We start from the raw sequence: 24,883 nt of genomic DNA on the forward strand, positions 1-24,883 counted from the left end.
GACCGTAAGAGGGCCGGCTCGGCGGTAAGGGCTCGCTCAGTCGCGCGAGCGGCGCCGCACCAGCTCCGGCAGCGGCCAGCGGCGGTGCACCCCGAAGGCCACCGCGCCCAGCAGCGCCAGTGAGCCGCCCGCGATGCCCACCGCGGTCCATGCCCCGCCGGAGCCCCCGTCGTCCGTGGAGACGGACGCCTGGGCGTGCTTGTGGCCGTTTTCGCCGCCGGCCGAGGGGTGGCTCGCGCCCGCCGCGCCGGGGCGGACGAGGGTCCCGACCGGGTTCACCGAGCCCGCCGCCTTGAAGCCCCAGTCGAAGAGCCTCGCGGTCTCCTTGTAGACCTCGTTCGCCTCCTTCTCCTGCGGATTCATGACGGTGACCAGCAGCACCCGGCTTCCGCGCTGGGCGACCCCGGTGAAGGTGGCGCCCGCGTTCGTGGTGTTGCCGTTCTTGACCCCGGCGATGCCCTTGTAGGGCTCGACGCCGAAGCCGGTCAGCAGCCGGTTGGTGTTCTGGATGCCGAAGCTGGAGCGCTTCTTCTTGCCCTTTTCGAACGTGCCGGGGAACTGCGCGGTCGCCGTCGAGCAGTACTCCCGGAAGTCCGCCTTCTGCAGCCCCGAGCGGGCGAAGAGGGTCAGGTCGTACGCGCTGCTGACCTGGCCCTTCTCGTCGTAGCCGTCGGGTGTGACCACATGGGTGTCCCCGGCGTTCAGATGCTTCGCGTGTGCCTGCATCTCGCTTACGGTCGCCGGGACACCGCCGTTCATGGCCGACAGCACATGCACCGCGTCGTTGCCCGAGCGCAGGAAGACGCCGAGCCACAGGTCGTGGACCGAGTAGGTGTAGTTCTCCTTGACGCCGACCAGGCTGCTGCCTTCACCCATCCCCTCCAGGTCGGACAGCTGCACCTTGTGGGTCTTCGTCTTCGGCATCTTCGGCAGCAGCGTGTCCGCGAACAGCATCTTCAAGGTGGACGCGGGCGGGAGCTGCCAGTGGGCATTGTGCGAGGCGAGCACATCACCGGACTCGGCGTCGGCCACCAGCCAGGACTTTCCGCTGAGCTTCTTGGGCAGCGCGGGCGCCCCCGCCTTGGGGTCCACCTGGGTGCCGGGGCGGCCGAGCCGCTTCCCGCCCACCGTGGACATATGGGCGGGCGGCTTGACCGCGTCGGTGGAGCCGCCCGGCTGATCGGCGGCGTGCGCCGGGGCTGCGGCGAGCGGCCCGCACAGCAGGAGGGCGGCGGCGGTGGCGGCCAGCGGCGCGGCGGCGCGGCGGGCGGGGGTACGGCGACTGCTCGTGCGGGTGCTCTTGCCGGTGCTCTTACGGGTGCGGTCTCGGACGTGAGTGCTGGTGAAGGAAGGTGTGGGCACGGAGGTGAACGTACCTGGCGTCGCTGAGGAGAGCGACAGCAGCGCCGACGTATTGACGGCAGACCCCCGCGTGGAGGTATCCGGGGCCGTGCCCATACTGGAACCCATGAAGCTCAGCCGCCCCGTGTCCTGGTTCCTGCTCGCCTTCGGGGTCTGGAGCTGGGTCATCTGGTTCACCTTTGTCAAAAATTTGTGGAAGGACGCCAGCGGACTCGCCTTCGACGACTCCGGCGACCCCACCACGTACTTTTGGGTGCATCTGCTGCTCGCGATCACCTCGTTTCTCTTGGGGACGGCGATCGGGGTGATCGGGTTGCGTGGGATGCGCGCTCTGCGTCGAAACGACGCCTCCGAGTAGCCGTTCCGGGCAGCCGTCGGGTAGTCGCTAGGGGAGGGGACCGGGGATGGTCGTGCTCTACGTCCTGATCGCGCTGGCCGTCATGGGTCTGCTGACCGGCGTCCACTGGTATGTGTGGCGGCGGCTGGTCGGCGACACGACGGCGCGCGGGGGGTGGGTGCGCCGCACGGGCACGGCGGCGGCCTTCGTACTGCCGCTGATGAGCGTCGGCGCGGTGATCTCGGGCCGTGCGGGCGCGCCCTTCGCGCTCCAGCGCGTCCTGGCCTGGCCGGGTTACCTCTGGCTCGCCCTGCTCCTGTACCTGACCCTCGTCCTGCTCGTGGGCGAGGCGGTGCGGCCCTTGCTGCGCGCATGGCTGAGCCGTCGTGACTCCGTCAAGCCCGCTGATGTGCGGTCGACCGAGGGCCCGGCGGCGGATGCGGAGGCGGCTGCCGCCGCCGGGCGGACAGCGGATGCCGGTTCGGCGGTGACCGCCGACGACACCGGCGCCGTCGGCCCCGCCCCGGCGGCCGTCCGCGCGGAGGGCCGCGAGGGCGCGGCGGCCGGGGACGGCGCGGGCGGGGATGGCCCCGTCGGCGCCGTCGCGAGCAACGTCGGCGGTGGGGCGGTGGCATCCGAGGGGGCGTCGGGCGGGGTGCCGACGGCGCTCGCCGACGGCAGCGGGGCCGCCGCGACGGTGGTGCCCGACGGCGGGGCCACAGCTCTGGCAAGCGGCACGGTGGCGGCCAGAGACGGCGCGGGCTGGGCTGGCAGGGCCGCCGTGGACAGCCCGGTGGGCGCGTTGGACGGCCCCACGGGTCGGGCGTCGGAAGGCGCTGCGGGCCTGGTGAAGGACGCGGTCGGGGACGGCGAGGGCGCGGCTGTGGCGAGCGGAGCGGCGGCGGCCGGAAGCGTCTCGGGCGGGGCGGCGGAGGCCGCTGCGGACGGCCCGGCGCCCGCCGCCTCCCGGCGGCTGTTTGTCGCGCGGGCCGTGGCCGTCGGTGCCACGGCCGTGGCTGCCGGAACGGTGGGGTACGGGACGAACACCGTGCTGCGCGGGCCGCGGATCAAGAGGGTCACCGTGCCGCTCGCCAAGCTGCCGCGCCAGGCGCACGGCTTCCGGATCGCCGTCGTCAGCGATGTCCACCTCGGGCCGATCCTGGGCCGCGCCCACACCCAGCGGGTCGTCGAGGCGGTCAACCGCACCAACCCCGACCTCATCGCCGTCGTCGGCGACCTCGTGGACGGCAGCGTCGCGGACCTCGGCCCTGCCGCCGAGCCGCTGCGCGCGCTGCGCGCCCGTCACGGCAGCTACTTCGTCACGGGCAACCACGAGTACTACTCGGGCGCCGAGGAGTGGGTGGACCATGTGCGCGAGCTGGGCCTGCGTCCCCTGGAGAACGAGCGCACCGAGCTGCCCGGCTTCGATCTCGCCGGGGTGAACGACGTCGCGGGCGAGAGCGAGGGGCAGGGCCCCGACTTCGGCAAGGCGCTCGGCGACCGCGACCGCTCGCGTGCCTCCGTGCTGCTCGCCCATCAGCCCGTGGTGATCCACGACGCGGTGAAGGCGGGCGTCGATCTCCAGTTGTCCGGCCACACCCACGGTGGTCAGGTGTGGCCCGGCACCTATGTGGCCGAGCTCGCCAACCCCACCGCCGCCGGTCTCGAGCGGTACGGCGACACCCAGCTCTATGTGACCCGCGGCGCGGGCGCCTGGGGCCCGCCGGTACGGGTCGGGGCGCCACCGGACGTCACCGTCGTGGAGCTGGCCTCGACCCGTACCTGAGCGCCTGAGCGCCCGCCATCCCGGCCCCACCCCGCATCAGCGCGAGTCGGCGGCGGACCGCTGAACCTCCGCCGAGCCGGAGGGACCGGTAGGACCGCTGGGACCGACGGGACCCGTGCTGACCAGCGGACGGTCGAGGTCCCCCGCCGGTGCGTCGTCGTCGGCCGCCACCGCCACCGCGACCGGCCCCGACTGGTCGGCGGTCTGCGCGGCAGCCCGTACGCCGCCGCCCTGCGCGCCGGCCCGCTTGGCGCGGCGGTGCGGCAGCGGGGCGTTGCGTATGCCCGAGATACGGTCGTGCGGGGCCAGCCGGTCCGGGTGGCGCAGCGTCTTCCGTACGCAGGTGGCGGTCAGTGCGAACCCGGTCACCACCGCCAGCAGTTGGATGGGGCTCAGCGCCGTAAGGACCGCCGCCGCGCCCTGGGCGCCCGAGTCGCGGACGGTGGCGAACAGACCGGACGGCCACGGCTCGTGCAGCAGGGTCAGCATGGCCAGGAACAGCCCCGACAGGAACGGCATCACCAGCGCCCCGAGCAGCAGCGCGCGCAGGGTCAGCCGCCAGGGCACCAGCGGGCCGCCGTCGTCCGACACCAGCTTCAGCAGCAACAGCCGCTTTCCGGGGGTCGCGCCGGTCGCCAGCGGCAGGAGGATGAACCAGGCCACGAAGATTCCCACCGGTATCCATGAGGGGGCCGCGCCGCCCTGATAGGTCATCACGGCCGCGGCAAACACCGATGCGACGACATATCCGGCCACATCCACGACCAGCGCCGTAAGCCGCCGCCCGAAGGGCACCGGACGTGCCGCCAGCGCCCGCCCGTCCAGCGCCTCCAGGGCGGGCAGCATCCGCGCGACCGGCCCGGCCAGCAGCCAACCGACCACCGCCCCCGCCGTGTTGACGATCAGGTCGTCCACGTCGAAGAGGCGGTACGGGCAGTTGTACAGGCCCCACACTCCGGTCCACTGCGTCAGCTCGAAGGACATCGAGACCACGAAGCCGATCACGGCGGTGGCGCGCAGCGAGCGCCCGAAGTGGTAGCGCAGGAAGACGCCGAGCGGCAGAAGCAGCAGCAGATTGAAGACGGTCCCGGCCACGGCGGGGTTCTGGAGGACCAGCGAGTTGAGCCCGACCTTGTGGTGGGCCTCCTTCCAGATGTCGCTGAAGGTGTTCCCGGGCATCCACTGCGGATGGGCCACGGGTGCGAACCGCTCGCACATGTCGCCGGTCTGCTTCGGCAGCGGCACGATCGTCATGCAGAAGGCGGTGAGCGAGTAGTAGAGGAAGCCGTACAGCGACAGCGTCCGCCCCCGGGACATCACGCCATGACGGCGGTACAGGACGACGGCTGTCGGCAGCAGCAATAAGAGTGCCAGCAGCGGGAAGAGCGCGGCGGCGGTCTTGATCGGCAGAAGGTAGGCGGTGGCCATGCGCAGGACTATACGTCATGTGTATACATCGCGTGTATAGCGGACGGGGCACGGCACACGACAAGGGCCCCGCCCCCGGAATCCGGGAAGCGGGGCCCTCGCCCACAAGCTCCGAGCCACAAGCTCCGAGCCACAAGCTCGGAGCCACAAGCCCAGAGCCAAAGGCAAGCTCCGAGCCCAAAGGCTCCGTGTCTCAGAAGCGGCGCGTGATCAAAGCGCGCTTGACCTCCTGAATGGCCTTGGTGACCTCGATGCCCCGCGGGCACGCCTCGGTGCAGTTGAAGGTGGTGCGGCAGCGCCAGACGCCGTCCTTGTCGTTCAGGATCTCCAGCCGCTGCTCACCGCCCTCGTCGCGGGAGTCGAAGATGAAGCGGTGCGCGTTGACGATCGCCGCCGGGCCGAAGTACTGGCCGTCGTTCCAGAACACCGGGCACGAGGAGGTGCACGCGGCGCACAGGATGCACTTGGTGGTGTCGTCGAACCGCTCGCGGTCCTCGGCGGACTGCAGCCGCTCACGCGTCGGCTCGTTGCCCGTCGTGATCAGGAAGGGCATCACATCGCGGTACGCCTGGAAGAACGGCTCCATGTCCACGATCAGGTCCTTCAGGACCGTGAGCCCCTTGATCGGCTCGACCGTGATGGGCTTCTCCGGGTTGATGTCCTTGATCAGCGTCTTGCAGGCCAGCCGGTTGCGGCCGTTGATCCGCATCGCGTCGGATCCGCAGATGCCGTGGGCGCAGGAGCGGCGGAAGGTCAGGGTGCCGTCCAGCTCCCACTTCACCTTGTGGAGACCGTCGAGGACGCGCTCCTTCGGGTCCATGTCGATCTGGAAGTCCTCCCAGACCGCCTGGTCCGAGACCTCCGGGTTGAAGCGCCGGATCCGGAAGGTGACGGTGATCAGGTGCGAGGCGGTGGCGTCGGCCGCCTCGGGGGCCTGGTCGGACTTCTCAAGGGTGGGGGTGCTCATCAGTACTTACGCTCCATCGGCTGGTAGCGGGTCTGCACGACCGGCTTGTAGTCGAGGCGGATGGACTCGGAGCCGTCCGCGCCCACCTCTCGGTACGCCATGGTGTGCCGCATGAAGTTGACGTCGTCGCGGTTCGGGTAGTCCTCGCGGTAGTGGCCGCCGCGCGACTCCTTGCGGGCCAGCGCCGAGATCGCCATGACCTCGGCCAGGTCGAGCAGGTTGCCCAGCTCGATGGCCTCCAGCAGATCGGTGTTGAACCGCTTGCCCTTGTCCTGGACGCTGACGTTCTTGAACCGCGCCCGCAGGTGGCCGATCTCCTCGACGGCCTCCTTGAGCGTCTGCTCGGTGCGGAAGACCATGACGTTCTTGTCCATGGTCTCCTGCAGCGCCTTGCGGACCTCGGTGACCCGCTCGGTGCCGGTCGCGTCCCGCAGGTTCTCCACCTGGCTCTGGACGAACGCGGCCGGGTCCTCCGGAAGCTCGACGAAGTCGGCCCTGGCGGAGTACTCCGCGGCGGCGATGCCCGCCCGGCGGCCGAAGACGTTGATGTCGAGCAGCGAGTTGGTGCCCAGCCGGTTGGCGCCGTGCACCGAGACGCAGGCGACCTCGCCGGCCGCGTACAGGCCCGGGACGACGGTGTCGTTGTCCGACAGCACCTCGCCCTGGACGTTGGTCGGGATGCCGCCCATCGTGTAGTGCGCGGTCGGCTGGATCGGGATCGGGTCCGTGTACGGCTCGATGCCCAGGTACGTCCGCGCGAACTCGGTGATGTCGGGCAGCTTGGCGTCGAGCTGCTCCGGCGGCAGGTGGGTCAGGTCCAGATAGACGTGGTCGCCCTCCGGACCGCAGCCGCGGCCCTCACGGATCTCCGTGTAGATGGACCGCGATACGACGTCTCGCGATGCCAGGTCCTTCATGACCGGCGCGTACTTCTCCATGAAGCGCTCGCCGTCCTTGTTGCGGAGGATGCCGCCCTCACCGCGGGCGCCCTCCGTCAGCAGGATGCCCATGCGCCAGATGCCGGTCGGGTGGAACTGGAAGAACTCCATGTCCTCCAGCGGCAGCCCGCGCCGGTAGGCGACCGCCTGGCCGTCACCGGTGAGGGTGTGCGCGTTGGAGGTCACCTTGAAGAACTTGCCGCAGCCGCCGGAGGCGAAGACGACGGCCTTCGCCTGGAAGACGTGCAGCTCACCGGTGGCCAGCTCGTAGGCCACCACACCGGCGGTGCGCTTGACCCCGTCGACCTCGGTCATCAGGAGGTCCAGGACGTAGAACTCGTTGAAGAACTCCACGCCCTCCTTGACGCAGTTCTGGTACAGCGTCTGGAGGATCATGTGGCCGGTGCGGTCCGAGGCGTAGCAGGACCGGCGGACCGGGGCCTCGCCGTGGTTACGGCTGTGGCCGCCGAAGCGGCGCTGGTCGATGGTGCCGTTCGGGGTGCGGTTGAACGGCAGGCCCATCTTCTCCAGGTCGAGGACGGAGTCGATGGCCTCCTTCGCCAGGATCTCGGCGGCGTCCTGGTCGACCAGGTAGTCACCGCCCTTGATCGTGTCGAAGGTGTGCCACTCCCAGTTGTCCTCCTCGACATTGGCGAGGGCGGCGGCCATGCCGCCCTGCGCCGCGCCGGTGTGGGAGCGGGTCGGGTAGAGCTTGGTGAGCACCGCGGTGCGGCTGCGCTTGGTCGACTCGATGGCCGCGCGCATTCCGGCCCCGCCGGCGCCGACGATGACGGTGTCGTACTTATGGATCTTCATGAGTGGATACCTCAGCCCCGGGGCCTAGCGGATGTTCGGGTCGAAGGTGAAGATCACCAGAGTGCCGAGCACGATGGTGAATCCTGCCGCCGTGTAGAGCAGCGCCTTCAGCCACAGGCGGGTGGTGTCCCGCTCCGCGTAGTCGTTGATGATCGTGCGCAGGCCGTTCGCGCCGTGCAGCGTGGCGAGCCAGAGCATGATCAGATCCCATGCCTGCCAGAACGGCGAGGCCCAGCGACCGGCCACGAAGGCGAAGCCGATCTTGGTGACACCGCCGTCCAGCACGAGCTGGATCAGCAGATGGCCCAGGACCAGGACGACCAGCAGGACGCCGGACAGGCGCATGAAGAGCCAGCCGTACATCTCGAAGTTCGTACGGGTGGCCCTGGGCGTCTTGCGGGTACGGGCCCGCGGCGGCTCGATGACCGGGGCCGGATGATCCACGTCGTACCCGGTGACCGAGTCGCTCGCGGGGGTGGTGGTCTCGGCGGACATGTGCGTCAGCTCCCGAACAGTTCGCGCAGCGTGTGCTGGAGGATCGGGTAGAAGGCGCCCGCCATCAGCACGACCCAGATACCGACGACGCCCCAGAGCATCTGGCGCTGGTACCTCGCTCCCTTGGACCAGAAGTCGACGGCGATGACGCGAAGGCCGTTGAGGGCGTGAAACAGGATGGCGGCCACGAGGCCGTACTCCATCAGGTTCACGACGGGATTCTTGTAGGTGGCAACCACGTTGTCGTACGCCTCGGGCGAGACGCGGACCAGCGAGGTGTCCAGCACATGTACGAACAGGAAGAAGAAGATGAGGACGCCGGTGACTCGATGAGCCACCCAGGACCACATGCCTTCCCGGCCGCGATACAGCGTTCCAGCCGGCACGGAAAAACCCTCCGGAAGCGGATTTGGGGCCAGCCGGCTTCACGGTCGGTCGGGCCCGGCCGGGTACGGTCCACCGGCCCTGGCCATCGTACCGACGTGCTGTCGGCAGGTTCGTCCGGGGGGCTCAGGTGTGATCTATCAAGCACGAACGGGCGATCATGCGATACGGAACCCGGACGCGTCCGGCAACCGGGAGGTGTTCGCGGCCAGCCGGACGAGTCTGCCGCGGGCGATGCGCCGCAGCTCCTCGGCGGTGTTCTCGCGCTCCCTCTCCCGCTCGTTGCCCAGCCGGTTCCGGATCCCGGTCAGCAGCCGGTCGAGCCGCTCCTCGGGCCGCAGACCATCCAGACAGATGACGAAAACGTGACCGAATCGACGTTCGTACGCATCATGGGCGGCCTGGAGCGCGGTGTGGGCGGCCGGCGACCCCAGGCTCTCCGCGGGCGGCAGCTCATGGCCGACGACCGACTCGTCCGCGAGCGCCTCGTCCAGATCGGCCGGGGTGAGGTCGTAGCTGGCCTCGTCCCCGGCGGCCAGCAGCGCCTCCAGATCGGGGTACGGGCGGTGGGCCGCGATCAGCCGGGCCCAGCGGCGGCTGCCGCAACAGGCGAGCAGCGCGGCCTCGGCCGCGTCGGCGGTGGCGGTGTTGAGCCGGTCGAGGCGGGAGGCTGCGGCGCGGGACCTGGACGTGGGCCTGGACCTGGACATGGACCTGGACAGCGTGGACTCCTCGGACACGCGGTGGACTCCTCCGGCACGCAGGGGACACGCATGGGAGCGGACGCCCAGGAGAAAGAACACCCGGGAGAAACGGACACCCGGGAGAGGCGCGGGAGACATGGCTGGGCGTATGAGCAGTACACGCTAACGATGCGGGGAGGGGGGTGTGCCGGGGGGAACGCGATATCACCCGAACGGGGACGTTTTACTGCATGCAGTGGACGGCATTCGGGGCGCAGGGTGTTTTTCGGCCCAAAGACGGCCGAATGCCCGAAGCGGGAGGGGCCTAAGGAGGTACACCGCCATGGGATTGCCGCTCAGAGCCACCAAGGCGTCCTGCGTCCGCGGTCTCATCGCGGGTGCCGTCGCCACCCTCGTCCTGGCGGCCCTCGGCTGTCAGCAGACGGGCGGCGGCCAGGGCCAGGCCGGCACCCGCTCCTCGCCGGCCCACTCCGCGCACGCCACGACCGCCACCTCGGCGCGCTCCCCCTCCGCCTCGCCCCACGGAACGGCGGCCTCCGCCCCGCCCCGCACCATCCCCTCCGTCCGCGACTTCACCCCGGCCACGGGCCCGGGCTGGCGACCCGGCAGCGGCAGCCGGGTGGTGGCCGACCTCGATGGCCCGCTCGCCGACGAGGCCCGCACGATCGCCGCGGAGCTGGGGCTGCGCACCGCCTCCGGCACCGCCCGCCGCGGTGATCTCTCCCTCGCCCTCGACCCGGGGCAGAGCGGTGGCGGCGAGGCGTACACGCTGACGGTCGGCGGTGGCCGCGCCCGGATCACCGGCCCGGCCGACGCGGGCGTCTTCTACGGCACCCGCACCGTGAAACAGGCCCTGCGCTCCGGCGGCCGCCTCCCCGAAGGCGTGATCCACGACCGGCCCGGGCGCGCCCAGCGCGGCCTCAACCTGGACATCGCGCGCAAGTTCTTCTCGGCCGGGTGGATCGAGGCCCGGATGCGCGAGATGGCCGACCTCAAGCTCAACCAGTTGGCCCTGCACTTCTCGGACGACCAGGGCTTCCGCATCCAGAGCACCAGCCACCCCGAGATCGTCTCGGCCCAGCACCTCACCAAGGCCCAGGTCCGGGAGATCGTCGCGCTCGGACAGCGGCTGCACATCACCGTCATCCCCGAGATCGACTCGCCGGGCCACCTCGGCGCCGTCATCAGGGCTCATCCGCAGCTCCAGCTGCGCAATGCGGGCGGCACCTCGTTCCAGGGGTCGGTGGACATCTCCAATCCGGCCGCGGCCCGCATCGTCGATCAGCTCATGCGTGAGTACGCCCCGCTCTTCCCCGGCCGCTGGTGGCATCTGGGTGCCGATGAGTACCTCGCGCTGACTGTCAAGGACCCCCAGGCGTCGTTCCCGAAGCTGGTGGCCGCCGCGAAGGCGAAGTACGGCCCCAACGCCCGGGTGCAGGACCTGGTCACCGGCTGGCTGAACGACCGGGCCCGGCTCGCGCGGCAGCTCGGCAAGCAGCCCAAGGCGTGGAACGACGGTTTCTTCGCCGGCGGCGTCGTCAAGCCCGACAAGAACATCGAGGTCGAGTACTGGACGGGACGGCTGAAGGAGACGGCACGGCAGCCGCTGGAGTATCTGAAGGAGGGCCGCAAGGTGGTCAACCTCAACGACTCGTACCTCTACTACGTCCTCGGCGAGCCCGGCGGCTTCACCTACCCGACCGGCGAACGCATTTACGAGAGTTGGTCCCCCGCGGTACTGCGCAGCTCCACGCCCGTCGCCGACAAGTCCCTGACCGGACCGAACCGGATCCTCGGTGCCCGTTTCGCCATCTGGGGTGACCGGTCCGAGGCCCAGACGCCCGCGCAGGTGGCCCAGGGCATCCGGCTGCCGCTCGCGGCGCTGGCCCAGCGGGTGTGGGACCCCGGGAAGCCGCCGCTGAGCTGGTCCGACTTCACCCGGCTCGCCGAGCGGCTCGGGGTCTGAGCGCGAGCCCGAGCGGGAGAGCAGCGGGAGAGCAGAGGGAGAAAAGAAGGACGGTCGGGGCCGCCACCCCCCACAGGAGAGGCCCCGACCGTCGATCAGGGAGAGCCCGCATGAGGCTCGCACCCCTTACAGCGTCGCACGCCTCGATTGCGTCACACCTCCCCTTGCACGAAACCGGGGACTTCACCCCGCGTCCAGGGTCCGTTCCGCTCTGGACTTGACCGGTCGGATGCCCGTAACGTGCAGGTCCGCGCTCTGGGCGCGGTCAGAGGCTTTATTTTCTCGCGTGGCCCGCAGCGGGTCACGTTCCCAGGGGGACTCAAAAGACCATGTATCCGTGTGGGAACTGCCGCGCTGTCGCCGTCGGCCCCGACGGGCGCTGTGCCGCATGCGGGACGTACCAGCAGCAACTGCAGCAGCAGCCCTCCGCGCCGCCGCAGCAGCCGTCCGTCCCGCCGCAGATGGCGCAGATGCCGCCGACGCCCGGCGGCTACCCGGCCGGCCCGCCCATGGGCATGCCGACCGGCGGGGTCGATCTGCGGCGCGGGCTTTCCACCACGCTCGTCGCGCTCTTCGGCGTGGCGCTGCCGGCGCTCATCTTCCTCTTCGTGGGGCGCTCCGGCCAGTACAGCGTGATCGGGGACATGCTGGACGCGGTCGAGGGCAAGTCCGTCTCGATCACCGAGGACGACCTCAACGACGCCGACGACCTCTTCACCACCGCGCAGGTCATCTACTCGCTGCTCACCGTCGCGATCGCCGTGGTCTGGGCGATCTGGTTCCGGCGGCTGCGGCTGAACGCCGAGGTCTTCGCGCCCGGCCAGCACCGCTTCAGCAGCGGCTGGGCGGCCGGTTCATGGTTCACCCCCGTCGTCAACTTCTGGTTCCCCAAGCAGATCGCCAACGACATCTGGCGCGCCAGCTCCCCGCAGGGGCCGCACGCCGTCAGCCGCGGTCTGCTCAACGGCTGGTGGGTCACCTGGATCGTCGCGCTGGTCACCAACGCCATCGGCGGCATCCGCTACAACCTGCTGCGGGGCAAGGTGGAGGGCGACGACTACGCCCCCTCTCCCTCCGAGGCGAAGAGCGACATCGAGAGCCTGCACTCCATCCTGGCCTTCGACATGTTCGCGATCGTGATCTTCATGGCCGCGGCGGTCCTCGCGCTGCTGCTGGTCCGGCAGATCACCGCGATGCAGGAGCAGCGCGCCTCGCTGCCCCCGCAGCTGGGCGGCCCGGCTCCGTACGGCATGCCGGCGCCGAACCCGTACGGCGCCCCGGGCCCCGGACCGGCCCCGTACGGCGCCCCGGCCCCCGGGCCCGGCCCGTACGGTGCCCCCCAGATGCCGCCGACCCCGCCACCCGGCCAGCCCGGTCAGCAGTACCCGCCCTACGGGCAGGGCTAGCCCGCGGCTACGCCGGAATCGACTGGACCACGGATTCTCCGAGTGGGGCAGGAAGAGAGCGTGCAGGCGGACGACGCGGAACTGACCGCCGCGGTACTCGCGGCGCAGGAAGGGGACGAGACCGCCTTCCGGACCGTCTACCGGTCCGTGCACCCTCGTCTCCTCGGCTATGTGCGCACGCTGGTCGGTGACGGAGACGCGGAGGACATCACCTCAGAAGCATGGCTGCAGATCGCCCGTGACCTGCAGCGCTTCAGCGGAGACGCCGACCGCTTCCGGGGCTGGGCGGCCCGGATAGCCCGCAATCGCGCACTGGACCACATACGGATGCGCGGCCGCCGCCCGGCCATCGGCGGCGACGAGTCGGAGCTGGAGTTCCGCGCGTCCGACGCGGACACGGCCGGTGAGGCGATGGAGGCCCTCGGCACCGGCCGGGCGCTCGGGCTGATCGCCCAGCTACCGCAGGACCAGGCCGAGGCGGTGGTGCTCCGGGTGGTCCTCGGCCTCGACGCCAAGAGCGCGGCCGCGGTGCTGGGCAAGCGGCCGGGGGCGGTGCGCACGGCCGCCCACCGGGGTTTGCGGCGGCTCGCCGACTTGATCGGCCCGGCGGCGGGGGGCGATCCGGCGGTGCTCGAGGGGATCCCGGGGCAACGCGAGTCACACGGCGGCGGGGCAACCAAGCCGGGTGTGGCGAAGTCTGCTGGTGTGACGGATTCATGCGCGCCAACGCAGAAGGACATGTGATGGCCGAAGACCACCGCTACAGCTGGCTGGATGACAGTGCCGCGGAGCGGTTGCTTCGCGGCGAACCGGTCGAGGGGCAGCCCGGGGCTCCCGACGGCCGGGGCGACGAGTCATATGCCGAAGCGGAGCGGTTGGCAGCCGTGCTCAGCGCCGTCGCCGGAGCGGGCCGCCCGGCGGCCCCCTCCGACGTGTCCGCGCTTCCGGGCGAGGAAGCGGCCATGGCCGCCTTCCGGGCCGCCCGTGTCGAGGTCGAGGCCGCAGTGGAAGCCGTCGCCGAGCCGGGCGTGGCCCGGCGGCCACAGCGGATCCGGCAGTTGAGAGAGAGACAGCCGCGACTGCGCCGCCCGCTGCGGGCGGGCATGATCGCGATGGTGGCCGGCTGTGCGCTGAGCGGTTTCGCGGTCGCGGCCGCGGCGGGTGTGCTGCCCACCCCGTTCGGGCCGAGTCACCACACTCCGGGCCCCTCGGTGAGCATGTCGGACGCCGGACCCGGCGGGGAATCCGCCCACCCGGAGATCTCCGAGGACGGCGGTACGACGGCGCCCGGTCCCAGTGGTTCAAGCGACAACGATGCCAGCGACGTGGGTTCGAACGGCGCCCAGGGCGGAACCGCCCCCTCCGATCCGGCGGACGACGACAAGGGCAAGGACGGGAAGGCGAAGGACCCCTCGTCGAAGGGGAAGCACAGCACCCCGAGATGGGCCCTCCGCGTCTGCCCCCGCTACCTGGCCGCGGAGTTGGCGGGCGTGGACCTCGACAGGAAGTCGCTGAAGAAGCTGACGAAGGCGGCCGGCAGCGCGTCCGCCATCCACGGCTACTGCACCCAGATCCTCGCCGATGACAGCACGGGCGCCCCGCGCAGCGACGACAGCGGCGAGAGCACGGAAAACGGCGGCGGCGACAACAGCACTGACAGCGGTTCGGACAACGGCGGCGGCATCGGCGGGTCCGATGGCTCCGGTTCCGGTGACAGCGGCGGTTCGGGCGGCGGCGGCGATTCCGGTGGCGATTCGGGAAAAGGTGGCGGGGACGACACCACGGTCCCCCAGCCCCCGCCTCCGCCGAGCGACACCACCGGCACCACCGGCACGCCGACCGTCACCACGACACCGACGCCCGCAGGTGACTCCACGGCGTCAACGGACCCCGTGACGGCCACGGAAACGGGTGCCGACTGAGACTCCGGCACCCAGGTGTGACGTTTTTTTCAGCGGTGACGCTGAAAGAAATGGGCCGACTGGTCATCGGCCGCGCGGGAGCCGAGGTTCCCCCCGTACCGACGGCTCCGCGCATTCGGCGCGGGCAGAGCACGTTCCCCCGGCTCTGCCCGCGCCGCCCCCTCTTCGCGCCTGAACCGGCGCCGCTCTCGCGGACCGGGTCCTCGCCACCGGGGTTGCTCAATTGATGGTCGCGGCCTTACTTGTAAACCACGACCTTGTCGCCCGCCTTGACCTTCCCGAAGAGCGCGGCGATCTTCTTCTTGTCGCGGACGTTCACGCAGCCGTGCGAGGCACCGCTGTAGCCGCGGGCGGCGAAGTCCGACGAGTAGTGCACCGCCTGGCCGCCGCTGAAGAACATCGCGTACGGCATCGGGGTGTGATAGATCGTCGACACATGGTCCCGGCTCTTGAAGTTGACCTGGAACAGCCCCTCCCGGGTCGGGGTGTACTCCGAGCCGAAGCGCACATCCATCGCCGACACCACCCGCCCGTTGACCATCCAGGCCAGGGTGCGGCTGGTCTTGCTGATGCACAGCACCCGGCCGGTCAGGCACCGCGGATCCGGCTTGGCCAGCGGACGAGTGGTCGGCGGATAGAGCTGGTCGCGTGTGGGCGTCTTGGTCGCCGAGCGCAGTGAGGTCCAGGTGCGCCGGCTCACCGAGCCGGTGACCGAGAGGCCGTGGCCCCGCTGGTACGCGCTGACGGACGCCTGCGTGATCGTGCCGTAGTAGCCCGTCGGGTTCCGGTTGAAGAGGCCGAGCGCGCGCAGCCGCGCCTGGAGCTCGCGCACCCGGTCCCCGCTGGTGCCGACGGCGATCACGGGCGGGGCCACCCTCGGCGCGGTGCGCCGCGGTGTGACGGGCGTCGTGGTGCGCTGCGGCGGCACCACGACCCGCTTGGGCTTGGGCTTGGCCTTGTGCGTGAACGTGCGATGCGGCCGGGGGGTCTCCCGCGCGGGTGTGCTCGTACTGGCCCGGGCCTGCGGTCTCTCCTGCCCCCGGCCGTCCACGGTCGCTTCCCCCGCCCGGCACCCCGCGACCAGTGCCGCCGCCGTGGCCGTGGCCAGCGCCGTGCCGACCACCGCTGTCCGGTGCATCTGAACCCCCCACTCCCTGATCTTTTTGCTCTGAATGCTTCCCGAAGCTGCCAGGAGGCGAACATCGACGCATGCTGTGAGCAAGGCCCCGTACCGGGAGAACGCCCGGTATCAGCCACCAGGAGGCGTGGACCCATGGCGCGCGAGTCGGAGTCGGGATTCCCCGTCGAGCCGGTGTACGGGCCCGGCGCGCTCAGCGGCTGGGATCCGGCCGGGCGGCTGGGCGAGCCGGGGAAGTACCCCTTCACCCGCGGGGTCTATCCGACGATGTACACCGGCCGCCCCTGGACGATGCGGCAGTACGCGGGGTTCGGCACCGCCGACGAGTCCAACGCCCGCTACCGGCAGTTGATCGAGCACGGCACCACCGGACTGTCGGTGGCCTTCGACCTGCCGACCCAGATGGGCTACGACTCCGACGCCCCCCTCGCGCACGGCGAGGTCGGCAAGGTGGGCGTGGCCATCGACTCGGTCGAGGACATGCGGGTGCTGCTGGGCGCCATCCCGCTGGACCGGGTCTCGACCTCCATGACCATCAACGCGCCCGCGGCCCTGCTGCTGCTCCTCTACCAACTCGTGGCCGAGGAGCAGGGCGTGGCCGGAAGCCGGCTGACCGGCACCATCCAGAACGACATCCTCAAGGAGTACATCGCCCGCGGCACCTACATCTTTCCGCCCGGGCCCTCGCTGCGGCTGGTCGCGGACATCTTCAAGTACTGCAAGGCCGAGCTGCCGAGGTGGAACACCATCTCGATCTCCGGCTACCACATGGCGGAGGCCGGGGCCTCGCCCGCCCAGGAGATCGCCTTCACCCTGGCCGACGGCATCGAGTACGTCCGTACGGCCGTCGCGGCGGGGATGGACATCGACGACTTCGCGCCCCGGCTCTCCTTCTTCTTCGTCTCCCGCACCACGCTGCTGGAGGAGGTCGCCAAGTTCCGCGCCGCGCGCCGGATCTGGGCGCGGGTGATGCGCGAGGAGTTCGGCGCCCGCGATCCGAAGTCCCAGATGCTGCGCTTCCACACCCAGACCGCGGGTGTCCAACTCACCGCCCAGCAGCCCGAGGTGAACCTCGTACGCGTCGCCGTCCAGGGCCTGGCCGCCGTGCTCGGCGGCACCCAGTCGCTGCACACCAACGCCTTCGACGAGGCCATCGCGCTCCCGACCGGCACCTCCGCCCGGCTGGCGCTGCGCACTCAGCAGGTGCTGGCGTACGAGACGGATGTGACGGCGACCGTGGACCCCTTCGCGGGCTCCTACGCCGTCGAGTCGCTGACCGACGCCGTCGAGGAGGCGGCCGTCGATCTGATGCGGCGGGTCGAGGACCTGGGCGGTGCGGTGGCCGCCATCGAGCGGAACTTCCAGAAGGAGGAGATCGAGCGCAGCGCCTACCGGATCGCCCAGGAGACGGACGCGGGCGAACGGGTGGTGGTCGGCGTCAACCGCTTCCAGCTCGAGGAGGAGGCGCCGTACGAGCCGCTGCGGGTCGACCCGGAGATCGAGGCCCGGCAGCGCGACCGGCTCGCCCGGCTGCGCGCCGAACGCGACCGGTCGGCGGTGGGCGCGGCGCTGTCGTCCCTGCGGAAGGCCGCCGAGAGCGAGCCGGGCACGGCCAATGTGCTGTACCCGATGAAGGACGCGCTCGCGGCGCGGGCCACGCTTGGCGAGGTGTGCGACGCGTTGCGGGAGGTGTGGGGGACGTACAAGCCGGTGGACGCGTTCTGAGGCGGCCGGTGTCGGATGTCGGCCCGGGGCCGTTGTCAGGGGGTTGGGTGACACTGGAGCCATGTCGTCGTCACCCCGCCGCGCCTGCCCGGTCTGCACCCGTGAGATCGCGGTCGTCGGTGGGCGCTTCGCCCGCCATGACCCGCCGGGGCGGCGCTCCGCCCTCGAGCTGATCTCCTGCCCCGGCTCGCGGCGGATCGCGCCGCTGCTCACCACCCCGCCAAAGCTCTTCGGAGAGGATGAGCCGCCGACCCCGGGGCAGCAGTCGCTGTTCTAGCCCGCGGCGGGTCTGCCCCTTCCCGCAGTATCGATACGCGGCTCCGCCGCGTGGTGGGGCTCTGCCCCAGCCCTCGTGGTCCGGGGGTGAGGCGCTTGGCGGTGGGCACGGTCGGGTGGGCCTTTCCCCTACCCGCCCCTTCCCGAAACTGGGGCTCCGCCCCAGCCCCCGGGCCAAGCCCTTGGCAGCGGGGCCGAAACTGGGGCTCCGTCCCAGACCCCGGGCCGGGCCGGCCAGTGCCCAGGCCCCGTCGTCCTGGCGTGCCAGGGCGCTGGGGGTGTTCGGGGCTCCGCCCCAGCCTCCGGGGTCCAGGGGCGGAGCCCCTGGTTGCGGGAAGGGGCGGGTAGGGGAAAGATCCGCCGGACCCGCCGCCCTAGCGGCCCCGCTACGCCGCGCCCACCAGCCGGGAGGCGAGCGTCACCCCCGGGCTGGCGTCCGTCAGCGCCTCCATGAGCTGGTCACCGGCTGCCTTCAGCGCGATGTCGTCCATCGGGCTCAGCGCGTCCAGCACGAACATCGCCCGCGTGGTCTCGTGCGTGAGCCGGGTGCGGGTGCATTGGCGCCAGTTCCAGCGGCGGCAGGTGACGCCCGCCTCGTCCCGCCACACGACCTCGCCGGGGGCCGGGTGCTCCACCACCGGCTCGCCCCCGGCCGTCGTCTCGAAGGTCTCGTCGCCCTCGGCGCGCACGAGCCGGGCCGCGCCCACGTAGTGGTCGAGGTCCTCGCCGCCCAGGGGGATCACATGCGCGACCGAGATCGCGTTGTAGATGTCGGTCAGCCGGTCCACCCGGGGCAGCCCGGCGGGCGCCCGCCGCAGCAGCGCCTCCGCGCTGGGCCGGGTGCGCTGGGGCTTGGCCCCGAAGGCGCGGAACGCCTCTCGCCAGGCAGCCAGGTGCGGATGCTCCTCCACCGGCCCGTCCCCGAACCGCTCCCGCGCCGCCTGCTCGGCGTCGGCCAGCAGCCGCTCGCTCAGCTCGTCGCTCGGCCCGGGACGCAGCCCCTCGGCGGTGATGAGCAGCGCCCGGTAGTCGGGGCGCAGGGCGTGCACGGCGGGGTCGATGGCGGCTGAGTCCAGCCAGCCTGCGGCGTCGTTCGTCATACGGTCCACTATGGCATACGGTGCGGTGCAGTGTGATGTACGGGCGCTGGGGCCACCCCGTGCGGGCGCTGGGGCCACCCCCACCCCGGAGACGGTGGGCGGCCTGATGGTGGCGTACGGCCGGACCAGGAACGCTCTTCGGCATGACCACACGTACTTCCGACTCCGGCCCCCGCCGCCGGGCACTGCTCGCCGCCACCGCCCTCGCCGCCGTAGGCGTGGGGATGGCGCAGCCGAAGGCAGCGGTCGCCGCCCCGGCCGCCCGGCGGGTGCGGCTGACGCTGCCCGCGCCCACCGGGCCGTACCCCGTGGGCACCGTCTCCCACCGCCTCGTCGATCAGGACCGGCCCGATCCCTGGGTCGCCTCCCGGCCGTCGCGCGAACTGATGGTCAGCGTCCGCTATCCGGCTCGGGACGTCGAGCGGTATCCGCGCGCCGCGCAGTTGCTGCCGGGCGAGGCGGCCGGCTTCGACCGGCTGAACAACTTCGGGGGCGTGCCGAAGGGCCGTGTCGACTGGGCGGCGACGCGCACCTTCGCGCACCAGGGGGCCCCGCCCGCGCGGGCGCGCCGGGGCCCCGCGCGCCCGGTGGTGCTCTACTCGCCCGGCGTCGGCGACCCGCGCTCGCTGGGCACCACGCTCACCGATGAGCTGGCCTCGCGCGGCTATGTCGTGATCTGCGTCGACCACACCTACGACGGGTCGGCGGTCGAGTTCCCGGATGGCCGGGTCGAGACCAGCAGGCTGCCGGAGGAGTACGAACGCGCCAAGCGCGAAGGCACGGTCGTCGAACTGCTGCGGAAGACCTGTGCGGTGCGGGTGGCGGATCTTCGCTTCGTCCTCGACCGGCTGGAGGCGCTCGCCCCGATGCCGCTCGACCGGTCCGCCATCGGCGCGTTCGGGCAGTCGGCGGGCGGTTTCGCGGCCCTTCAGGCGATGCACGACGACCGGAGGATCGCGGCGGCCGCGAATCTGGACGGGGTGCTGGCCTATGTCGAGGAGGACCAGGACCCCGGCCCTCTCTCGACGGTCGCCGCGGACGGGGTGGACCGTCCCGTGCTGACCATGGGCAAGGACGGAAACGACCACCACACCGTGCCGTCGTGGGGTGCGCTGTGGGAGCACAGCTCGGGCCCGCGCCTGGATCTGACGCTGCTCGGTTCGGCCCATGCGACCTACACCGACGCCACGTCGATGCTGCCGCGGATCGCCGCGCGGCTCGGCCTGCCGGAGAAGGTGGTGACCGATGCGATCGGCACGGTCGCCCCGGAGCGGGCGGTGGCCGTCCAGCGCGCGTATGTCCCGGCGTTCTTCGACCGCGAGCTGCGCCACCGTGATGACGCGGGGCTGCTCGACGGGCCGTCGGCCCGCTACCCGGAGGTGCGATTCGTCGACTAGGTCCCCGGTCCAGGCCGGAGCCCCCGGTCCGGGCCCGGACCGGGTCGAGTACGTCTAAAACAGTCCGAGCTGGGTGGTGAGCAAGGCGAGGACGACGACGAGCGACCAGCCGAGCAGATGCTCCAGCAGGTGATCCTGGTCGTCGGAGGGGCCTCCGGTGCGGGAGTGGAGGCCGGTGCGGCGCGCCGCGATGTCGGTCATGCGGGTGTCCTCTGTGCTCAGCGATGATCGTGATGAAAGTGATGAAACGGGTCATCACCGTTGCCCAGGGTGCGCGGAGCAGCCGCCAGGGGTAAAGGGGGAGTGGCCGAACTCACCCGAGGAGGACCACGGTGACCAGCGTCATTCCCAAGGGTCTGGGCGAGCAGATCCGCGCCCTGGCCGGAGGCGAGGTGACCTCCCATGCGCTGGTCGAGCAGGTGCTCGAGCGCATCGCCGAGACCCAGCCCACCCTGAACGCCTTCCGCCGCATCCGCGCCGAGGCCGCCCTGCGCGAGGCCGCCGAGGCCGACCGGCGGCTGGCGGCGGGGGAGCGGCTGCCGCTGCTCGGGGTGCCGCTCGCGGTCAAGGACGATACGGATGTGGCGGGCGAGCCCACCGCGTTCGGCTGCTGCGGCGACTTCCCGGCCAAGGTCGAGGACGGCGAGGCGGTGCGGCGGCTGAGGGCGGCCGGGGCCGTGATCGTCGGCAAGACCAACACCCCCGAGCTGGGTCAGTGGCCGTTCACCGAGGGCCCCGCCTTCGGCGACACCCGCAACCCCTGGAACCCGAAGTACACCCCCGGCGGCTCGTCCGGTGGCGCCGCGGCCGCCGTCGCCGCCGGTCTGGTCCCCGCCGCGCTCGGCTCCGACGGCGCGGGCTCGGTCCGTATCCCCGCCGCCTGGACGCACCTCATCGGCATCAAGCCCCAGCGCGGCCGGATCTCCACCTGGCCGGACGCGGAGTCCTTCAACGGCATCACCTGCAACGGCCCGCTCGCCCGTACGGTCGCCGACGCGGCGCTGCTGCTGGACGCCGTGACCGGCAACTGCGAGGGGGATCTGCACTGCCCGGAGCCGGTGGATGTGCTGTCCGCGGTGGGCCGTGACCCGGGGCGGCTGCGGATCGCCCTCTCCTTCAAGACGGCCTTCACCGGTACGCCGAAGAAGCTGGACCCGGCCGTGCGGGCCTCGGTCGTCCGGCTCGCCGAGCGGCTGGGGGCCCTCGGCCATGAGGTCGTGGAGGCCGAGCCGCGCTACGGGCTCGTGGGCTTCTCCTTTCTGCCGCGCGCCACGGCCGGGCTCTTCGAATGGTCCGGCCGCGTCCCCGATCCGCTGCTGCTCGACATCCGCACCCGCCACGCCGCCCGCAACGGCCGGCTGCTGGGCGGCGCCGCGCTGCGGTGGGCGCGGTCGTACGAGGAGCCGCTGCGGCGCCAGGTCGGGGCGATCTTCCAGCGCTTCGACGTGGTCCTCTCCCCGACGACGGCCACGCCCCCGCTGCGGATCGGCGCCATGGCCGCGCTGTCGGGGTGGCAGACCGATCGGGCCATGATCGCGGCGTGTCCGTACGCCTGGCCGTGGAACGTGCTGGGGTGGCCCGCGATGAACGTCCCCGCCGGGTTCGCCGACCCCGAGCGCACGCTGCCGCTGGGCGCCCAGTTCCTCGGCCCGGCCAACAGTGAGCCCGTGCTGATCTCGCTGGCGGCCCAGTTGGAGGCCGACCAGCGGTGGTACGAGCACCGGCCGTCGATCTACGGGGTGTTCGACGGATCTTGACGCCTGCGGCGGGCTGCTCCCCTCCCCGCCCCTTCCCGCGGCATCGCTCTGCGGCTCCGCCGCGCCGGACTCCGGGGTCCAGGGGCGAAGCCCCTGGCAACGCCTTCCAGCCCCTCCGGCGTTTGAGGAGCGGGGTCCAGGGGCGGAGCCCCGGCGGGGGCCGGGGCCGGGCCCCGGTTCCGGGAAGGGGCGGGGAGGGGAAAGCATCGAGATGCGGCTCCGCCGCGTGGTCCGCCGGACACCCCGTAGCCGTCGCGGACACCGCACGGGATCGTTCCAGGGGGGCGCGGTCGCGTCGGATGGCTTCGTGAGCCTCGTCTCATTTTCGGCGGTGCCCCAACTCGTCGCCCATGGGCGCCGTTCGAGGTGTCGGCCCCTGCCGTTGAGGGGGTCCGCCGGGGCTCCGGACCGGGAGCCCGCTCGGGCGAAAAAGGCCAGGTCAGAGGGGCATGCGGCGGTCAGGAGGGCGCGGGCCCGGTCGGTCGGCGGTGGGCGGAGCTCTGGCTAGACTTCCGCCACATGGTGACGACAGTGGCCGAAAAGAGACGGCGGCGGAGAAAACAGACCGGGCAGATATTCGTCAACGCCTCCGGCGGGCGGCGCCAGCTTCTGGCGCTCGCGGCGCTGGCCGTCGGCTGCGCCTGCCTCGGATATCTGCTGCTTCTCGGCACGGCCCTGTCCGGGGTGCTGTGGCAGGCCGACCAGGAGCCGCCCAGGACCGTCGAGCGGTCCACCACGGGCGGCACCACGGGCACCACGGGCGGCACCATCGGCGGTGACCAGGCCGCCGGACACTGGCCCAGCACCTACTCCTACGGCGCCGAGGTGACCGAGCCCCTTGCCGATGCCGAGCCGTCCAGGGGCGGCCCCTGGTGAGCCCCCGGCACGCACACCGCCGCGAGCCGCGTGGCCACTGGCTGTTGCTGATCATCGTCGTCTCGGCCGTCGCCGCCGCGCTGGTCTTCGAGGGCTGGACCACCCACGAGGTCGCGTCCCAGTCGACGCGCCGCCCCTGTACGAGCCCCATGCCGAAGGCCGCCGACACCGGGAAGCCGGTCGTACGCATCGGAGGCGGCGGCACGGTCGAGACGGCCGGGATGCCGGAGCGCACCGTCGCCCTCACCTTCGACGGGGGCCCCGACCCCGTATGGACCCCGCGCCTGCTGGACCTGCTGCGCAGCCACCACGCGCACGCCACCTTCTTCCTCTCCGGCGCGCAGGCGGTCCGCCACCCCGAGCTCGTCAAGCGGATCCGCGCCGAGGGGCATGAGATCGGCTCCGGCGCCTACACCGGATCCGATCTGGGCTCGGCTTCGTCCCCGCGCACCCGGCTGGAGCTGTCCCTCACCCAGACCGCGCTCGCGGGCACCGCCGGCGTCAACACCAAACTCGTGCGGCTGCCGCTCACCACCCAGGCCGACACGATGTGCGGCGGTGAGTGGACGGCCGCCCGGCGCGCGGCCGACCAGGGCTACCTCCTGGTCGCGGCCGACCGGCCGCTGCGGAAGCCGGAGCGGGGCGTCGTCCGGCAGTACAGCCAGAACGACACCGGCTACGCCGAGGCGAACAAGCTCCTCCGGAACCGGAAGATCGAGAAGTTCGCCACGGTGTCCGAAGGGCTCGGCGGGCCCCCGGTCAACACTCCGGTGTCGACCGTCGGCCGCCTGCAGGGCGAGGCACTGATCCAGGTCCAGGGCATCGGGCACATCTTCGTCCAGGCCATGACCTGGGTACTCGGCATCGCGGGCGCCCTGGCCCTGCTCCGGCAGGGGCTGCTCGTCTTCTTCGCCCGGGCCCATGTGCGGCGCCTCCAGCGCTCCCGGCCCGGCGCGCCCTGGCTGCGCGAGGTGGACGAGCCGGTGACGGTGCTCATCCCCGCGTACAACGAAGAGGCGGGCATCGAGTCCACCGTCCGCTCACTTCTCGCCTCCACCCACTGGCAGCTCCAGATCATCGTGATCGACGACGGCTCGACGGACCGGACGGCGGACCTCGCCACCTGGATCGACGACCCCCGGGTGCTGGTGGTCCGCCAGCCCAACGCGGGCAAGGCCGCCGCCCTCAACACCGGCCTCGTCCACGCGCACCACGACATCGTGGTGATGGTCGACGCCGACACCGTCTTCGAACCGGACGCCATCCACCGCCTCGTCCAGCCCCTCGCCCATCCGGCCGTCGGCGCGGTCAGCGGCAACACCAAGGTCGGCAATCGCCGTCGGCTGCTGGGCAAGTGGCAGCACCTGGAGTACGTCTTCGGGTTCAACCTCGAACGCCGGATGTTCGAGGTGCTGGAGTGCATGCCGACCGTGCCCGGCGCGATCGGGGCCTTCCGGCGGGACGCGCTGATGGGCGTCGGCGGCGTCAGCGAGGCCACCCTCGCCGAGGACACCGACCTCACGATGGCCCTGTGGCGGGCCGGTTGGCGGGTGGTCTACGAGGAGACCGCCATCGCCTGGACCGAGGTCCCGACCTCCCTGGGCCAACTGTGGCGTCAGCGATACCGCTGGTGCTACGGCACGCTCCAGTCCATGTGGAAGCACCGCCGCGCCCTCCGCGAGGTCGGCCAGGCCGGACGCTTCGCCCGCCGGGCGCTGCCCTATCTCTTCCTCTTCCAGGTCGCGCTGCCGCTGCTCGCCCCCATCGTGGACGTCTTCGCGCTGTACGGCGTGCTGTTCGCCAATCCCGTGGAGTCGATCGGGGTGTGGCTCGCCTTCCTCGTGCTGCAACTGCTCGGCGCCGGATACGCGCTGCGGCTGGACAAGGAGCGGCTGACGGCGCTGTGGGCGATGCCCCTGCAGCTCTTCGTCTACCGGCAGTTGATGTATCTGGTGATCATCCAGTCCGTGGTCAGCGCGCTGTTCGGCACCCGGTTGCGGTGGCACCGCATCCACCGCTCCGGCTCAGCCGCGGACCGGCTGACCGCCGGGCCCGCCGGGTCCGCCGAGCGTCTGTCATCCAACTGAGGAGGTGAGGAGAACG

22 protein-coding genes are annotated in these 24,883 nt (G+C 71.6%); 12 read left to right on the forward strand and 10 right to left on the reverse strand.

Translation table 11 applies throughout. From position 1 onward, the window contains the following. Nucleotides 1-36: 36 nt before the first annotated feature. Nucleotides 37-1,470 carry a D-alanyl-D-alanine carboxypeptidase family protein gene (locus tag J5X86_RS04995; protein ID WP_374229219.1) on the reverse strand — a complete coding sequence of 478 codons (1,434 nt, stop codon included), beginning with the start codon at nt 1,468-1,470 and terminating at the stop codon, nt 37-39. On the opposite strand from J5X86_RS04995, the gene J5X86_RS50420 reads away from it, so the two are divergent. Together J5X86_RS50420 and J5X86_RS05000 are read left to right on the forward strand one after the other, a co-directional pair. After that, nucleotides 1,469-1,720, forward strand: a complete 252-nt coding sequence (locus tag J5X86_RS50420) for an SCO4848 family membrane protein (protein ID WP_243979262.1) — start codon at nt 1,469-1,471, stop codon at nt 1,718-1,720. The genes J5X86_RS04995 and J5X86_RS50420 overlap by 2 nt on opposite strands. Nucleotides 1,721-1,766: 46 nt before the next feature. Beyond that, complete coding sequence (locus tag J5X86_RS05000; protein WP_208515527.1) at nt 1,767-3,485, forward strand: metallophosphoesterase; 1,719 nt, start codon at nt 1,767-1,769, stop codon at nt 3,483-3,485. A gap of 36 nt (nt 3,486-3,521) precedes the next feature. Here J5X86_RS05000 and J5X86_RS05005 read toward each other — a convergent pair whose 3' ends face one another. The 6 genes from J5X86_RS05005 to J5X86_RS05030 all read right to left on the reverse strand — a co-directional run bounded on the left by J5X86_RS05005 (nt 3,522) and on the right by J5X86_RS05030 (nt 9,223). Further along, entirely contained in the window at nt 3,522-4,913 is a 1,392-nt protein-coding gene (locus tag J5X86_RS05005) for a VanZ family protein (protein ID WP_208515528.1), read from the reverse strand. A 193-nt stretch (nt 4,914-5,106) separates the two neighbouring features. After that, the gene (locus J5X86_RS05010) at nt 5,107-5,880 is read right to left on the reverse strand and encodes a succinate dehydrogenase iron-sulfur subunit (RefSeq protein WP_119989364.1); all 774 of its coding nucleotides are present in this window, start codon (nt 5,878-5,880) and stop codon (nt 5,107-5,109) included. Beyond that, complete coding sequence (gene sdhA, locus J5X86_RS05015) at nt 5,880-7,634, reverse strand: succinate dehydrogenase flavoprotein subunit (protein ID WP_208515529.1); 1,755 nt, start codon at nt 7,632-7,634, stop codon at nt 5,880-5,882. The genes J5X86_RS05010 and sdhA overlap by 1 nt, the downstream gene beginning before the upstream one ends. 24 nt (nt 7,635-7,658) lie before the next feature. Beyond that, entirely contained in the window at nt 7,659-8,129 is a 471-nt protein-coding gene (locus J5X86_RS05020; RefSeq protein ID WP_208515530.1) for a succinate dehydrogenase hydrophobic membrane anchor subunit, read from the reverse strand. A gap of 5 nt (nt 8,130-8,134) precedes the next feature. Continuing rightward, nucleotides 8,135-8,515 carry a succinate dehydrogenase, cytochrome b556 subunit gene (sdhC, locus tag J5X86_RS05025; RefSeq protein ID WP_014061379.1) on the reverse strand — a complete coding sequence of 127 codons (381 nt, stop codon included), beginning with the start codon at nt 8,513-8,515 and terminating at the stop codon, nt 8,135-8,137. A gap of 156 nt (nt 8,516-8,671) precedes the next feature. After that, nucleotides 8,672-9,223 carry a 2-oxo-4-hydroxy-4-carboxy-5-ureidoimidazoline decarboxylase gene (locus J5X86_RS05030; protein WP_208515531.1) on the reverse strand — a complete coding sequence of 184 codons (552 nt, stop codon included), beginning with the start codon at nt 9,221-9,223 and terminating at the stop codon, nt 8,672-8,674. Between the two features lie 316 nt (nt 9,224-9,539). Between J5X86_RS05030 and J5X86_RS05035 the strand changes: the two genes are divergently transcribed. The 4 genes from J5X86_RS05035 to J5X86_RS05050 all read left to right on the forward strand — a co-directional run bounded on the left by J5X86_RS05035 (nt 9,540) and on the right by J5X86_RS05050 (nt 14,511). Beyond that, complete coding sequence (locus J5X86_RS05035; RefSeq protein ID WP_208515532.1) at nt 9,540-11,183, forward strand: glycoside hydrolase family 20 protein; 1,644 nt, start codon at nt 9,540-9,542, stop codon at nt 11,181-11,183. Nucleotides 11,184-11,512: 329 nt separating this feature from the next. After that, nucleotides 11,513-12,589: a DUF4328 domain-containing protein gene (locus J5X86_RS05040; protein WP_208515533.1), complete on the forward strand. Its 1,077-nt coding sequence runs from the start codon at nt 11,513-11,515 to the stop codon at nt 12,587-12,589. 60 nt (nt 12,590-12,649) lie between these two features. Continuing rightward, on the forward strand, nt 12,650-13,333 hold the full coding sequence (locus tag J5X86_RS05045) for an RNA polymerase sigma factor (RefSeq protein WP_208515534.1): 684 nt from the start codon (nt 12,650-12,652) through the stop codon (nt 13,331-13,333). Continuing rightward, nucleotides 13,333-14,511 (forward strand): hypothetical protein, encoded by a 1,179-nt coding sequence (locus tag J5X86_RS05050; protein WP_208515535.1) that lies wholly within the window; start codon nt 13,333-13,335, stop codon nt 14,509-14,511. The genes J5X86_RS05045 and J5X86_RS05050 overlap by 1 nt, the downstream gene beginning before the upstream one ends. Nucleotides 14,512-14,749: 238 nt before the next feature. On the opposite strand, the gene J5X86_RS05055 is transcribed toward J5X86_RS05050, so the two are convergent. Beyond that, nucleotides 14,750-15,649, reverse strand: coding sequence for a L,D-transpeptidase family protein (locus J5X86_RS05055; protein ID WP_243979263.1), 900 nt, complete (start codon nt 15,647-15,649; stop codon nt 14,750-14,752). 135 nt (nt 15,650-15,784) lie between these two features. Between J5X86_RS05055 and J5X86_RS05060 the strand changes: the two genes are divergently transcribed. Beyond that, nucleotides 15,785-17,374, forward strand: a complete 1,590-nt coding sequence (locus tag J5X86_RS05060) for a methylmalonyl-CoA mutase (RefSeq protein ID WP_208515536.1) — start codon at nt 15,785-15,787, stop codon at nt 17,372-17,374. A gap of 61 nt (nt 17,375-17,435) precedes the next feature. Continuing rightward, a complete protein-coding gene (locus J5X86_RS05065; RefSeq protein ID WP_043237345.1) occupies nt 17,436-17,651 on the forward strand; it encodes a hypothetical protein in 216 nt (71 codons plus the stop codon). Nucleotides 17,652-18,036: 385 nt separating this feature from the next. Here J5X86_RS05065 and J5X86_RS05070 read toward each other — a convergent pair whose 3' ends face one another. Continuing rightward, a complete protein-coding gene (locus J5X86_RS05070; protein ID WP_208515537.1) occupies nt 18,037-18,750 on the reverse strand; it encodes a B3/4 domain-containing protein in 714 nt (237 codons plus the stop codon). 143 nt (nt 18,751-18,893) lie between these two features. Between J5X86_RS05070 and J5X86_RS05075 the strand changes: the two genes are divergently transcribed. Further along, complete coding sequence (locus J5X86_RS05075; protein ID WP_208515538.1) at nt 18,894-20,147, forward strand: hydrolase; 1,254 nt, start codon at nt 18,894-18,896, stop codon at nt 20,145-20,147. 54 nt (nt 20,148-20,201) lie between these two features. Here J5X86_RS05075 and J5X86_RS05080 read toward each other — a convergent pair whose 3' ends face one another. After that, on the reverse strand, nt 20,202-20,348 hold the full coding sequence (locus J5X86_RS05080) for an SCO1431 family membrane protein (protein WP_208515539.1): 147 nt from the start codon (nt 20,346-20,348) through the stop codon (nt 20,202-20,204). Nucleotides 20,349-20,479: 131 nt separating this feature from the next. Here J5X86_RS05080 and J5X86_RS05085 point away from each other — a divergent pair, with 131 nt between their 5' ends. From J5X86_RS05085 to J5X86_RS05095, 3 genes are all read left to right on the forward strand, one after another. Continuing rightward, nucleotides 20,480-21,904, forward strand: a complete 1,425-nt coding sequence (locus J5X86_RS05085) for an amidase (protein ID WP_208515540.1) — start codon at nt 20,480-20,482, stop codon at nt 21,902-21,904. 519 nt (nt 21,905-22,423) lie between these two features. After that, entirely contained in the window at nt 22,424-22,780 is a 357-nt protein-coding gene (locus J5X86_RS05090; protein ID WP_208515541.1) for a hypothetical protein, read from the forward strand. Then, nucleotides 22,777-24,867: a bifunctional polysaccharide deacetylase/glycosyltransferase family 2 protein gene (locus tag J5X86_RS05095; protein ID WP_208515542.1), complete on the forward strand. Its 2,091-nt coding sequence runs from the start codon at nt 22,777-22,779 to the stop codon at nt 24,865-24,867. Before J5X86_RS05090 ends, J5X86_RS05095 begins: the two co-directional genes overlap by 4 nt. The last annotated feature ends 16 nt before the right edge of the window (nt 24,868-24,883 follow it).

The sequence above is a fragment of the Streptomyces sp. NEAU-YJ-81 genome, from assembly GCF_017592595.1.
Lineage (GTDB): Bacteria > Actinomycetota > Actinomycetes > Streptomycetales > Streptomycetaceae > Streptomyces > Streptomyces hygroscopicus_B.